10 protein-coding genes are annotated in these 13,365 nt (G+C 70.5%); 4 read left to right on the forward strand and 6 right to left on the reverse strand.

Annotated features, from left to right (window positions below):
- The first annotated feature begins 99 nt into the window (after positions 1-99).
- The 4 genes from BLP38_RS09150 to BLP38_RS09165 are packed head-to-tail and all read left to right on the forward strand — an operon-like array spanning position 100 to position 3,085.
- Positions 100-384, forward strand: a complete 285-nt coding sequence (locus tag BLP38_RS09150; protein ID WP_091356354.1) for a hypothetical protein — start codon at positions 100-102, stop codon at positions 382-384.
- Entirely contained in the window at positions 381-1,940 is a 1,560-nt protein-coding gene (locus BLP38_RS09155; RefSeq protein ID WP_091356357.1) for a hypothetical protein, read from the forward strand. Before BLP38_RS09150 ends, BLP38_RS09155 begins: the two co-directional genes overlap by 4 nt.
- Positions 1,941-1,952: 12 nt before the next feature.
- Positions 1,953-2,447, forward strand: a complete 495-nt coding sequence (locus BLP38_RS09160) for a hypothetical protein (protein WP_133400310.1) — start codon at positions 1,953-1,955, stop codon at positions 2,445-2,447.
- Entirely contained in the window at positions 2,429-3,085 is a 657-nt protein-coding gene (locus BLP38_RS09165) for a hypothetical protein (protein ID WP_133400311.1), read from the forward strand. Before BLP38_RS09160 ends, BLP38_RS09165 begins: the two co-directional genes overlap by 19 nt.
- Positions 3,086-3,130: 45 nt before the next feature.
- On the opposite strand, the gene BLP38_RS09170 is transcribed toward BLP38_RS09165, so the two are convergent.
- The 6 genes from BLP38_RS09170 to BLP38_RS09195 form a co-directional block, all read right to left on the reverse strand.
- A complete protein-coding gene (locus BLP38_RS09170) occupies positions 3,131-7,660 on the reverse strand; it encodes an FtsK/SpoIIIE domain-containing protein (protein ID WP_091356364.1) in 4,530 nt (1,509 codons plus the stop codon).
- A gap of 24 nt (positions 7,661-7,684) precedes the next feature.
- Positions 7,685-9,094 carry an RDD family protein gene (locus tag BLP38_RS09175; protein ID WP_091356365.1) on the reverse strand — a complete coding sequence of 470 codons (1,410 nt, stop codon included), beginning with the start codon at positions 9,092-9,094 and terminating at the stop codon, positions 7,685-7,687.
- A 108-nt stretch (positions 9,095-9,202) separates the two neighbouring features.
- On the reverse strand, positions 9,203-9,748 hold the full coding sequence (locus BLP38_RS09180) for a hypothetical protein (protein WP_091356366.1): 546 nt from the start codon (positions 9,746-9,748) through the stop codon (positions 9,203-9,205).
- Positions 9,749-9,767: 19 nt separating this feature from the next.
- Positions 9,768-11,375: a bifunctional phosphoribosylaminoimidazolecarboxamide formyltransferase/IMP cyclohydrolase gene (gene purH, locus BLP38_RS09185; protein ID WP_091356367.1), complete on the reverse strand. Its 1,608-nt coding sequence runs from the start codon at positions 11,373-11,375 to the stop codon at positions 9,768-9,770.
- 37 nt (positions 11,376-11,412) lie between these two features.
- Complete coding sequence (gene purN, locus BLP38_RS09190) at positions 11,413-11,994, reverse strand: phosphoribosylglycinamide formyltransferase (RefSeq protein ID WP_091356368.1); 582 nt, start codon at positions 11,992-11,994, stop codon at positions 11,413-11,415.
- Between the two features lie 4 nt (positions 11,995-11,998).
- Positions 11,999-13,342, reverse strand: coding sequence for a cell division protein PerM (locus tag BLP38_RS09195; RefSeq protein ID WP_091356369.1), 1,344 nt, complete (start codon positions 13,340-13,342; stop codon positions 11,999-12,001).
- Positions 13,343-13,365: the final 23 nt, after the last annotated feature.

Consider the following 13,365-nt stretch of genomic DNA (forward strand, 5'->3'; position numbering starts at 1 on the left):
ACACCACATGCATGTCGACCGATGGGGAGAACGACCCATGGACCCGGGAATGACCGCGCCCATAGTCTGGCGTTCACACAGGGGATGGAGACGCCACGCATGACCGACGTCAGGATGGACCTCGACCGACTCGAGTCGGCCGCCGCGAGCGCACGCGGGCTCGCCACAACGTTCGACGACGCGGAGTCCTTCGCGGATGACTTGGGCTCGCTCACCGGGCACGGCGGACTCGCCGACAAGATCGAGGACTTCGGCGGGAAATGGGACATCGCCCGCGAGGACCTCCGCGAAGGCCTTCGTTCCCAGGCGGACTTCATGCAGGCGATCGTCGACACGTTCCGTGACCTCGACCGCACGATGGCAGAGGACGGAGGTCAGCCGTGACGGTGCTTCCCGGCGATCCCGACCTGCTGACGACGCGCGCCGCCCGTCTGACGGCGTCGGCCGAGGTGATCCTCACCGTCGTGCATGAGATGCGCGGCATCGTCGACGACGACCAGGGGCAGGCCGTACAGGCGTTGCGCGACCAGAACGAACAGATCGCCTCGGACCTCGAGCGCATCCATCCCCGGTACTCCGGCACGGCGTCGGCGGTCACCGAGTACGCCGTCGCCCTGACGGCGGCTCACGATGCGGCCGAACGAGCTCAGGACGACCTCGACGACGCACTCGAGGAGCAGACACGGGCGGACAACGCCGTGAGGTCCCTGTCCGATCGCGTCGATGCCGCCGATGACCCGCCGCCCTCGCTGACGGATCAGCTTCCCGGGGCTCGCCGAGCGGCGGAGACGGCGCAGTCCGCCGTCGACGGTGCACGAGCGCGGATCGAGGCGGCACGACAGGACATGATGGATGCCGCCGAGGAGGCGATCCGTCGCATCGACGACGCCATCGACGCGACCAACGAGGGGTTCTGGGACCGGGTCGGCGATGTGTTCGCGGACATCGGGGATTGGCTCGCCGGTATCGGCGAGTGGATCACCGATTTCCTGGCCGACGTCGTCGCGCTCCTGAAGCGGATCCTCGCCACGATCGTCGCGATCCTCGGCGTCCTGCTCGTCTTCCTCCTCATCCTCGCGATCGGGTCGATCTTCGGCACGATCGGGCTCATCATCGCCGCCGTGGTCGTCGGCCTCATGGCCGCCTTCCTGCTGGTCAGCATCTTCTCGGACGTCACCAAGCCCACTCCGACGGTGACGCCGACGGACCCCTATGCCGATGACCCCCTGAACCGGACCGATCCCCCGACGATGCAGACCGTCCTCGACGGGACGGCCGAGGTCGACACGCTCGGCGGCGAGGAGGAATCGGTCATCCGGATCACGAAGGTCCTGGGTCCCGACGGCTGGCAGTACACCGTGACCCTCCCGAGCACGCAGGAATGGCTGTCCCGGTTCGGCGACCAGGGCGCCGTGAACGACCTCGACAGCAACCTCGCCCTCATGCTGACTCCTGCGCTGCAGACGCAGTACGAGCGCGCGGTCCTCGAGGCGATGGCGCAGGAGGGCATCGGCCCGGACGATCCTGTCATGCTCGTCGGCTTCAGCCAGGGCGGCATCATGGCCGGTCACCTCGCCGCCTACAACACCGACTACAACTGGCAGGCCGTGGTTGCATCGGGCGCTCCCATCGATCACATGCCGATCCCCGATTCGGTGGACGTCGTCTCGGTGCAGCACAACGGGGATCCCGTGCCGAACCTCGACATCGTCACCGGGGATCTCGGCACCGAGCACGGACCGAACTGGACCAGCATCCGCGTGGACCCGCCGAATCCCGATCCGATCCTCGGTGTCGACGTCGGAGCCCACAACGCGGAGAAGTATTCGTCCACGTATCAGGATCACCTCGCCGACATCCAGGCCGCCCACCCCGAGCTGGGAAGCTTCTTCAACGAAGATGGCTACACCGATGTGTCCTACTACCGATGGAACGAGTGACCGATGAGACGGATGCGGCGCCGATCCCCCGCAGCAGCGGCGGCCCTGCTGGGGACGCTTCTGGCCATCAGCCTGACGGGATGCGCGATCACGGCATCCCCACCCGCACCCGGGACGACCACTGAGGAGGCTCCCGTGGCGGAGTACGGAAACCTGACCCCCGCACTCTCGGCGGCGGTCCCCCGCATCGTCGGCGTGGAGGGCCTGAGCCAGTCCCGCAATGGCCTCGGCCAACGCTTCAGTGCGACGCTGATGGTCGACTCGGCGGAACCGTTCACCGCTGACGAATTGGATGCCGCAGCGCAGGCCATCTGGCGCGCTCTGCCCTGGGAGCCCAATGCGATCGCGCTCGTCGCTGGCGTCGCCGGCGACGGCGAGCCGGAACCTGTGGACCTGCGAGACGCGGCGGCGGACCTCGAACCGATGGGCTTCACGAATGCCGGCCAGGGCGGCGTGAGCCTGTTCGACATGTCGGCGCGGTACGGCGCGTGGACCGCTCCCGAATGACCGGCAGCGAACTGCGCTTCCGCCTGCCGGGTCGCTGGTTCTCGGTCGATCTCTCGACCGAAGCATCGACGACGGCGTCGATCGCGGCGATCGCCCGCGACGCCGTCGGGCCGACCGACGACCGCGCGACCGAACGAGCCATGGTGCGCCGGCGGCTCCACGAGGCCGTTGCGGCAGGCGCGGCCGGAGACATCCGCGCCCTGATGCTCGCTCACGAGATCACCCCGGGGACACCGCTGCCCGTGACCCTCCTGGTCTTCGAGCCTTCCGATCTGCGGATGAGCCCGGCCGTCGGCACCGAACCTCGGACCGTCCTCGGTGTCCTGACAGAGGCGCTGGCCCGCCTCGATCCCGAGGCGCACGCCTCGTCGGTCGAGGTGAGCGGGCCAGGGATACCGGCGCTGCGCACGCACCGCGTCGAGGACGCGGGGCCGGACGAAGACGTGCACGGGACACGCCGGCTGAGCGCGGACTACTGGATCCCCGTGCCCGAGACGAAGCAGCTTCTCGTCGTACGCCTGGCCACTCCGCTCGGAGACATCGAGAACCTCATGCTGTCGCTGTTCGACGGGTTCGTCGCCGCCGCCTTCTTCGCGGCGCCTCAGCCGTCAGCGCTGCGTCAGGCCCTTCGACGCTGAGGTGGGAGCGGGCGGCGGCGACCTCGACGGCCGCCGCCGCCCGCCTCACGAATTCACCGGTTCGACCGCCGGAAGAGCCGTCGCTTCCACGAGCGGCATCTGCACGACGACGGCGCGACCCGCCTGCACGAACATGCCGCGCCCGGCCGGGAAGTCGGCCCGCTTGATCTTCGGGAACGGCACCTTGAAGACGGCGTCGCCGTCGAAGGCGTCGGGCTTGAGGATGATGCCCTTCCGGCCGCCCTTGAAGTCTCCGATGAGGCCGAACCCGCTCGTGACCTGGTTGACGTCGGCATCGCCGATGAGCAGATGGTCGCTGCGGTTGATCGCCTGGAAGAGCGCCTTCAGCGGGCGTTCCGCCGGCGAGTCCGCGAACTGCGGGACGTCCTCGATGACGATCATGAGCCGCTGGCCGAGCGTCTCGTCCAGGACCAGTTCCGCCAGTTCCGTCGCGAGCTCCTTCGCGTCGTCGGGAGTCGTCGCGGTCCGCATCCACGGGGAGAACTCCTTGAGCTGCGCGCGCCGCCCGCCGAAGTGGAACAGCTTGATCGAGGGGTCGAGCCGCGTCATCGAGAGGATGAGCGACTTCAGCGCCGTCGTCTTACCCGCCTGCGGCGGCCCGGCGACGATGAAGGTGCCCACCGGGTCGAACTCGCGTGCCGCGAGGGTGTCCTCGGCGACGCCGAGCGCAGGGAACTCGCCGATGCGGTCCGGGAGGTCGGCGGCATCCAGTCGCGTCGGGAGGGCGCCGATCTCGGGAACCTCGCGGGCACCGCGCGCACGCAGCTCCTGCGCGAGCTGGTCGAGGAGCTTGGTCTGCTCGGCGACGTTCGGCGTCCCGCCGAGGACGGCGATCTGGGTCTCCATGCCGTCGACGATCGCCCGGCCCGGTTCGGATCGCTCGTCGAGGACGTCCTTGGGGGCGTTCAGCAGCGCGTACGCGTTGGCATCCGACAGACGGAGGATGACGCGACGCGACACGTTCGAGCTGACGGCTGTCGGCACCGAACCCGACCGGTCCGCGGTGGCCACGACGTGGACGCCCAGCGGGCGGCCCTCGCCGAGGATCCGCATGAACGCCTGGTAGAACGGCATCCGCGCCGTCGTCGACTCCCACTCCGCCCGGAACTGGGGCAGACCGTCCAGCAGCAGCACGATGCGCGCCTCGTCGCGCCCCGTGATCTCGCGGTACTCCGCGATGCTCGAGGCGTTGGCGGCGCTGAACCGCTTGCCGCGATCGTCGAGGACCGCGCCGAGCGAGCGCATGATGCGCTGGACGCGCTCGCTGTCGTCGCCCGGGATGATCGACCCGACGTGCGGGAGGGCTTCCAGGCTCTTCAGCGAACCGGAACCGAAGTCGAGGCCGTAGACCTCGACGTTCTCCGTCCGGCGTCCCATGGCCGCCGAGATCGCGATGGTGCGGAGCACGGTCGACTTGCCGGATCCGCTGGTGCCGTAGACGAGCAGCGAGCCGTCGCGGTCGGGCTCGAAGTAGACCGCCTCCTGGAGCTGGTGCTCCGGGATGTCCGCCTTGCCGAGCAGGATCGCCCCGCGGCTGCCGCCCGCCAGCTCGCGGATGTCGACGTTCGTCGGCAGGTCATCGAGCCACGGTCGGCGCGGCGCCGGGATACCGGCCTGGTTCGAGGCGGCGATGAGGGTCGAGACGATGCGCTTCTGGTCGTTGGGGCCGGGATCGACGTCGTGGGAGTCGCTCTCGCCGGCATCCTCCAACTCCCACTTCTGGATGGAACCGAACCGGAGCTCGGCGACCGACACGTCCGCGGCGACGACCTCATCGGTCGTCCAGCCGCCCGCGTACGCCGACTGGAACGGGATGAGGCGTCCCGGTCCCGTCTTCGCGATACCGCGACCGGGGATCGAGGGCGGGAAGCTCGCCGCCACCGGATCGTCGACGACGTCCTTCGAGTCGGATTCGTCGGCCATACGGAGCGCCACGCGGAGGTTCGTGTTCGCGCGCAGGTTGTCTTTGATGACACCCGCAGGACGCTGCGTGGCCATGATGAGGTGGATGCCGAGGGAGCGACCGCGCTGGGCGATGTCGACCACGCCGTCGACGAACTCCGGAACCTCGCCCGCGAGCGCGGCGAACTCGTCGATGACGAGGACGAGCGCAGGCGGGGTGTCGGGGTCGCGACGCTTCTCGAGTTCGAGGAGGTCCTTGGCCTTCTTCCGGTTGAAGAGGTGCTCGCGGTAGTGGAGCTCGGCCCGAAGGCTCGTGAGCGCGCGTCGGACGAGGTGGGGGCTGAGGTCGGTGACGAGACCGACGCAGTGCGGCAGCTCGACGCAGTCGGCGAACGCCGACCCGCCCTTGTAGTCGACGAAGAGGAATGTGACCCGGTCGGGGCTGTGCGCCGCCGCCATACCGAGGACCCACGCCTGCAGGAACTCGGACTTGCCGGCACCGGTCGTCCCACCCACGAGGGCGTGGGGGCCCTGCGTGCGGAGGTCGAGCGTCATCGCGTCCGTGGCGCCCTGGCCGACGATGGCGCGGAGGTTGCCCGCCTTCTTCAGCCGGGGCAGCGTCGCGCCGGATCGGTCGATGATCGTGTTGTTCTCGCGCCACCGCTCGATCGCGAACGCGGGGTCGGCCGCGGTCTCGTTCCCGACCAGGGACAGGAACATGACCGAGTTCGGGATGTCCGACGAGTCCTCGATGACGGTGCTGGAGTCCACGACGGGTGCGAGACGTTTCGCGAGCACGCGCATCAAGTCGTTGGAGACCCCCTCGACCTTGGCCGGGGTGTAGTCCTCACCGCTGCGGACGACACCGACGTGTGCCTCGTCGAGCCCGCGGGAGACGTCGACGAAGCTGCGGCAGACGGCCGGCAGTGCTTCGACGACCGGGGCGACGAAGAGCCCGTAGACGCCGACGTCGGCGCCGCGCTCGAGCACCTGGGTGAGCCGCGCGCGGTCGACCGGAGCATCGGCCGTGACGATGACGAGGACAGCGGTCTGGCCGGGGAACGTCGCCTCTTCGGCGGCACGACGGACGTCGGTGCCGAAACGCATCGGATCCCAGTCGTCGTCGTACGGCAACCGCGGTGCGCTCGCGGCGCGGGAGCGACGCATGACGAGTTCTTCCAGCCCCGACAGCAGGGCGTTGCCGGTCGACGCCGAATCGGACAGCGGCATGTCGCGGAACGGGCTGCGTTCACTCGAGGTGTGAGGAAGCCAGGTCAGCCAGTCGAGCTGCTTCGCCCACTCGGGCTCGGTGAGCGCGACGGCGACGAGCTCGTTCGGCGAATGCAGCCCGAACAGCTGCGTGCAGATGCCGCGCAGGGCGTCTCCTGCTTCGCGATCGGCGCCGGCGACACCGATGACGCCGACGCTCTGCAGCGATTCGAGGACGGGGACGTCGTCGATCATGCGGTACCGATCGCGCAGGCGATCGACGCGCTCGACGTACTCCTGCAGGGCCTCGGGTGCGTCGGCGCGCTTGATCGTGGTGCGGGACGGCGCCACGCAGCTGCCGAGACGGACCGAGAGGAAGTTCCAGTGCTCGGGTCGGCGGGTCCACAGCATCCCGCCGAGCTTCATGGCCTCTTCGAACACGACCGCGACGGGCGGGACCTCGGCGTTGCGCACCTCGCGCTCACGGGGCCGCTCGCGGTAAAGGGTCTCTTCGAGCTCCTCGAACCCGCGCTCGAAGACCTCCCCCTCCTTCTTGGTGCGCTGACCGATCTGCGTGCGCTGCGAGATGAAGTTGCCGAGCATCATCATCGGCGTCATCGCGACGATGAACAGGGCCTGCGGACGGTTGAAGACGAAGTACATCGTGACGCCGAGGAGGATCGGCGCCACCAGCATGGGCCAGGGGAACAGCCGCGACATCGGCTCCTTCGGCATGCGCGGCTCGGGGAGCTCCTCACCGACGTAGCGCGGCTCGACGCGCGGGCTCCGGTTGAACAGCAGCGCGCCGCCGCGCTCGAGCACGGGGTCCTTCTCCACCGGGGCGAAGTCGGGCACGAGCTGGACGACGAGGTCCGAGTCGCCGAGGGTGAATCGCTGACCGGGGATGACGTTCAGGCGCGGGACGAGCCCGCCGTCGACCACGATGCCGTTGGCGGAGTTGAGGTCGACGAGCTCGACGCCGCCGGAGCCCACCTCGATGCGGGCGTGCCGCTTCGAGACGAGCGGCTCGTCGAGGACGATGTCGGCGCCCGCGGCGCGCCCGATCGTGAAATGCCCCTTGGGCAGAGGGATCTCGCGCCCGGCGAGGGGGCCCCCGACGATGTGGAGGATGGCCGCGGCGGGACCGCCGCCCCCGCGGTTCGGGACGTGATCGGGCCCCAGGTTGACGACGGTGGCGATGAAGCCCGACCCGACTGCCGCATCGCTGATGAGGGTGCCCGGGTCGAGGAGGACGTGGTCGTTCGACGTCGGCGGCGCGACGGTCAGGGTGACGATGTCGTCGGGACCGGCGATGTTCTCCCGAGCCGGATCGGTCTCGATGATCCGGCGAGCGACGTCCTGCACGGTCGCCGTCGTATCCGCCGTGACCACGACGTCGATCGTCCGGGAGTCACGACGCTGCAGGGTGAGTTTCAGTCTCATCAGGGGGTCCTCATCGGCCGGAGATCAGGTGAGGCGGACCGACGCGTGCCGGTCGCCGAATCGCAGGGTGTCGCCGGAGCGGAGTGTCGCGGGGACGCCGGCGTCGAGCTCGGTCTCGGCTCCGTCGCGGATGACGCCGCTGCCGTTCGTCGACCCGAGGTCGACGGCGACGAGGGCGCCGTCGACCCACCGGAGCGCGACGTGGGTCTTCGAGACGGACTTGGTCGAGTCGGCCACCGGGAGCGGTGCCGCACCGGCATCCGCTCCGGCGACGGACGGCGCGCGGCCGAGGACCGCGCCTGTGGCGGGAACGTCGAGCTGCTCACCCGAATCGAGGACGAGGGATGCCGTCGGTGCGGCATCAGCCGAGGGCATCAGGTCCGGGGCGGACCACGTCGACGAGGTCGCGCCGGGAAGCAGGGTCTCTGCGGGAGCTACCGACGACGAGGGTGTCGCGGATTCCTCGATCGGCTCGGGTCGCGGGGTGGGCTGCGGCGCCGAGGCGGGCTCCGGTGCCGCGGCCGGAGCCGGCGCGGCGGGCGGCTCCGCTGCCTGCCGCGCGAGCGCGACCGGTTCCCGCGTCGGCTGGGCCGCTGCGGGGGCGGAGTCCACGGCGAACGGCGACTCCTGGATGGGCGCGAAGGGTCCCTCCTCGGCGGCGGGCCGCTCGCCGCCCCCAGCCCGTTCCTTCGGCGCGCCGAGGACGCCGCCGCGGTTGCGTGCGACGGGGATGTAGACGTCGGTCGCCGGACCGCTGACGGGGGTCGCGAGCGAGGGCAGCGAAGCCTTCTCGTCCCGGAGGTCGGTGGCGAGGGTCTTCCGAGCGATGCGCATCCGCTTCGCGTCGTACGGGTTCAGGCCTTTGCGGATGTCGACGAGGTAGGTCTGCGCCGCGAGGTCGGGCCATCCGCGGCGCCGTCGGTCGGGGTCGAAGAGCGGAGACAGCGCGATGACCAGCAGTGCCCCGAGCACCGGGACGAGGAGGCTCGCGACCTGGACCAGATAGCGCACCACCGCACCGCGCCAGAACCGAGGACGTTCGAGCGTCTTGACGTTGACGGCCCGGAGGCCCGTGAAGGCCTTGCCGAGGGTGACGCCGCGACGGCCGAGGAGGATCAGCTGCACGAGGAGGAAGACGGTCGTCAGCGCGTAGGGGACGACGAAGGAGACGACGACCCAGACGGCATCCGGTCGTCCGAAGACGGCGTCGGCGGGGTCCGTCGTTCCCACGGCGCCGATGATCGCGGGGAGCGCGACGAGGAGCATTGGCAGCTGCAGCAGCCCGATGAACATCGCCTCGATGACCATCGCGAGGATGCGCCGTCCGATCGGTGCGGGCACGAGCCCCAGCCCCGCGGCGTACTCGGGACGCGGGCGACCGCGTTCGTCGAGCCCCTCGATGGCGCGCGGACCATCCTCGATCTCCCAGATCACCTGATCGAACCTCCTCGAATCCCCGGCATCGAGACTAACGGTTGGAGGAATGCGCGTTGAAGGGAGAACTCCCCCTTGACCGCGGGGGTCTTCTCCGCCATTGCTGGGTCATCCCGACGCCGGCTCCCAGGACAGGTCGACGGCGCGGATCCGCCGCGACGGCGATACCTGCGACACCCATCCGAGCGGGACGACGTGCAGCGCCGACGCCGTCACGGGCTCCCCCTGGGTCACCAGGACCAGCGCCTTCCGGTCCGAGCCCCACCAGTCGGCGCGGCGGGCGCCCTGGGCGAGCAGCGCGGCGACGTACGCGTTCGGCGATGCACTCTCGAGATCGACCGACAGCCCGTTGCCGTGGCGGAACTCGCAGTCGACACGGATGCCGCGCCACAGCTCGCCGGCACGGCGGCGGTGCTCGTCCCCCGCCGGCCCGAGCGTCGGTCGCCGCCACGCCAGCGGGACGACCCACGCCTCACCGCGGGAGAGGACGGGAACGCCGTCGCACAGCACGTCGCCTACGGGCGGCGCTGCGGGAGGAACCAGCAGCGTCTCGGCCGCCGTCACGATCCGGGCGCCGATCGCGAGCATGCTCTCGTGACCGATGCCGGCGCCACCGGCAAGCCAGTCGGCTCCGGTGACGCCGGGGGTGCTCATGCGATCGATCCGCGACGGCTCAGTGGAAGAAGTGACGCTCGCCCGTGAAGTACATCGTCACACCCGCGGCCTGCGCGGCGTCGATGACCTCCTGGTCGCGCACGGATCCGCCCGGCTGGATGATCGTCGTGATCCCGGCATCCAGCAGCACCTGCGGTCCGTCGGCGAACGGGAAGAACGCATCGGATGCCGCGACCGAGCCGGCGGCGCGGTCACCGGCGCGCTCGACCGCGAGACGGCACGAGTCGACGCGGTTGACCTGACCCATGCCGATCCCGACTGTCGCCGAGTTCTTCGCGAGGACGATCGCGTTGGACTTGACCGCGCGGCAGCTCTTCCACGCGAACGAGAGGTTCTCGAGCTCGCTGTCGGCGGGGCGCTCGCCCGAGACGAGCTGCCACGAGTCCACGAGCGATTCGATCTCGTTGGGGAACCGGTCGGCATCCTGCAGCAGCAGTCCGCCCGAGACCAGGCGCACGTCCATGGGCTCCTGGCGCCAGTCGGCGGGGAGCTGCAGGACGCGCAGGTTCTTCTTGAGTCGGAACACCTCGAGCGCCTCGGGCTCGAAGTCGGGCGCGACGATCACCTCGGTGAAGATGTCGCGGAGGTTCTCGGCCATCTTGAGCGTCACGGTCCGGTTGGCCGCGATGACGCCGCCGAAGGCCGACACGGGGTCGCACTCGTGCGCACGCAGGTGTGCCGACGCGATCGCGTCGAGCGCCTGGGGCGCACCGATCGCGATGCCGCACGGGTTGGCGTGCTTGATGATGGCGACAGCCGGCTTGACGAGGTCGAACGCGGCCCGGAGTGCGGCATCCGCGTCGACGTAGTTGTTGTAGGACATCTCCTTGCCCTGCAGCTGCGTCGCCTGCGCGATGCCGTGACCTCCGACGCGCGTGTAGATCGCTGCGCGCTGGTGCGAGTTCTCGCCGTAGCGGAGCGTCGCGAGGCGCTCGGCCTTGATCGTCAGGTGCTGCGGCAGATCGCCGTCGCCCTCGAGCGTCTCCTCGGCGAACCAGGCCGCGACGGCACGGTCGTACGCAGCCGTGTGGGCGAACGCGCGGGCGGCGAGCTCGCGGCGCTGGACGAGGGTCGTGCCGCCCTGGCCGAGCGCGTCGACGATCGCCGGGTACGACTCGGGCGAGACGGCGATGGCGACGTTGGCGAAGTTCTTCGCCGAGGCGCGGACCATGGCGGGACCGCCGATGTCGATCTGCTCGACGACCGCGTCGCCCTGGGCGCCGGATGCCGCCGTCTCGACGAACGGGTACAGGTTCACGACGACGAGTTCGAACGGCAGGATGCCGAGTTCGCCCAGCTGCGTCTCGTGGTCCTCGAGGCGGAGGTCGGCCAGGAGCCCTGCGTGCACGCCGGGGTGGAGCGTCTTCACGCGGCCGCCGAGCGACTCGGGGAAGCCCGTGACCTCGGACACGTCCTTCACCGCGATGCCGGCGTCGCGCAGGAGCGCCGCCGAACCGCCCGTCGAGACGATCTCGACGTCGGCGGCGGCGAGCGCCTGACCGAGCTCGAGGAGTCCGGTCTTGTCGCTCACCGAGACGAGCGCGCGGCGGACGGGCACGACATCGCGTGCACGGTAGAGGGACGGGTCGATCTGCGGGCCGGCCATGGCGGAACTCCTCGGGTCGGGGGCGTTCGGTGTCGGTTCAGGGGGTGAGGGCGAGCTCGCCCGTCGCGATGCGGCGGACGACGTCGATCAGCAGGCGGCGCTCCACCGGCTTGATGCGCTCGTGGAGGGTGTGCTCGGTGTCCTCGGGGAGGACCGGAACACGCTCCTGCGCGAGGATCGGCCCGGTGTCCACACCGTCGTCCACGACGATGACGCTCGCACCGGTCTGCGCGGCACCGGCGGCGAGCGCGTCGCGGACGCCGTGCGCGCCGGGGAACTCCGGCAGGTACGCGGGGTGCGTGTTGATCAGACGGGGCGCCCAGGCGGCGACGACTGCGGCAGGGAGCAATCGCATGAGGCCGCTCAGCACGACGAGATCCGGCTGCCACACGTCGAGGTGGGCGAGCAGCTCCTCGCCCCATGCCTCTCGGGTCTCGAACTCCTGGAACGGGACCATGAAGGTCGGGATACCGTACGCCTCGGCGTGAGCGAAGCCGTCGGCCTGCCGGTCGGCGCCGACGACGATCACGCGGGCGGGGAAACCGGGCTCGTTCGCGGCGTCGAGAAGAGCACGCAGATTGGATCCCGTGCCCGAGATGAGGACGGCGACCGTGAGCACCGGCTCAGTCTAGCGGGGCCGTGGGGAACTCATCGGGCGACGCCTGGCCGGCCGGCTCACGACGGGATGCCGCCGCTGCGGGCGCCGCCGGCTCTCGGTCCGCGTCCGCTTCATCCGCGTCGGCGTGGCGTCCTTCCCGATCGAGGGAGTCCTCGCCCCGCGGGGAGAAGAGCACCACGGCGGCTCCGACACCGATCTCGACAGCGGCGAGCAGGGCGATCGACCACGGCTCGGGTCCTACCTGCGCGAGGCGTCCCGGTCCGATCGCGCCCTGTGCGGCCCACGAGAGCACCGCGACGACGAGACCCGCTCCGAGGACGAGCACCGTGAGGGCGACGAGGCGCGGCCGCAGCGGCTCGGCATCCGTCGGCGAACCCACCAGCAGCGATCCGCGTGCCACCGCACCGGCGAGAGCACCGGCACCCACCACGACCAGAGCCAGCAGCAGCAGCCACGGCGACGTCGAGTCGGGGAGGACGCCGAGGACCGGGATGCCGGGCACGACACCCAGGCTCGTTCCCGCCGGCGACACCGCCGTGCCGGTTCCGATCGCGAACCCCGGCCCGACCGCGAACCCCGCGAACCAGAGGACGAGCGTGGGCAGGTAGAGGATGCTGCCGAGCGCGAGGACGACCACACCGACGAGGTCGGTCTGCGCCGCCTGCGTCAGCGCGATGACCTCGCCGCCCCGGATGAAGAAGAGGACGGCGAGGATGACGGCGCCGAGACCGACGATCACCGCGACCGCGATCGCGACACCTCTGACACCGGCGTCGACGGCGTTCTGCACGTCGTCGGGAAGGCGTTCCGACAGTGCGTCGACGAGCCCGTCGTCGCCGTCGCTCCACGCTCGCACGATCGCCCCCAGCACCGCGGGCACCGCGAAGACCAGCGCGGGACCGGCGACCGCCGCGAGGAGGTCGACGGCGGCGACGTCGGCGCGACCGGTGAGGGCGATGATCGTCGACAGGACCGCGACCGCGACCGTTCCGGCGAGCACCCCCGTCAGCCACGCTCCGGCTCGTGCAGCGCGAGCGCCGGAGCGCCACGCTGAGAAGGCCGTGATGACGGCCAGCGCGGTCGGCGCGAGCGAGACCGTGAAGTCGGCCCCCTTCGCCGGGAGGCCCGCGAGAGCGACCAAGTCCGCCGGGAGCGCTACGGCCACGGGGGCGAAGTGTCCCAGCTGCCAGATCGTCGCCGCGGCGGGCCAGAGCGCCGCCCAATCGGCATCCCCGCCGATCCCGAACACCCACACGAGCGTGACGGGCGCGAGGACGACACCGACGCCGACCGCGACGGTCACGAGGGCGTCGACGGCGGCGAGGAGGGAGACGAGCAGGCGATTCACAACGAACCGACCTTACCCGCGGC

The sequence above is a fragment of the Microbacterium sp. LKL04 genome (genome assembly GCF_900102005.1).
Lineage (GTDB): Bacteria > Actinomycetota > Actinomycetes > Actinomycetales > Microbacteriaceae > Microbacterium.

What these genes read in the sequence shown, in the direction of transcription:
- BLP38_RS09150 (WP_091356354.1), top strand. Translation starts at nt 100, where the DNA reads ATGACCGACGTCAGGATGGACCTCGACCGACTCGAGTCGGCCGCCGCG.
- BLP38_RS09160 (WP_133400310.1), top strand. Translation starts at nt 1,953, where the DNA reads ATGCGGCGCCGATCCCCCGCAGCAGCGGCGGCCCTGCTGGGGACGCTT.
- BLP38_RS09170 (WP_091356364.1), bottom strand. Translation starts at nt 7,660, where the DNA reads ATGAGACTGAAACTCACCCTGCAGCGTCGTGACTCCCGGACGATCGAC.
- BLP38_RS09180 (WP_091356366.1), bottom strand. Translation starts at nt 9,748, where the DNA reads ATGAGCACCCCCGGCGTCACCGGAGCCGACTGGCTTGCCGGTGGCGCC.
- purH (WP_091356367.1), bottom strand. Translation starts at nt 11,375, where the DNA reads ATGGCCGGCCCGCAGATCGACCCGTCCCTCTACCGTGCACGCGATGTC.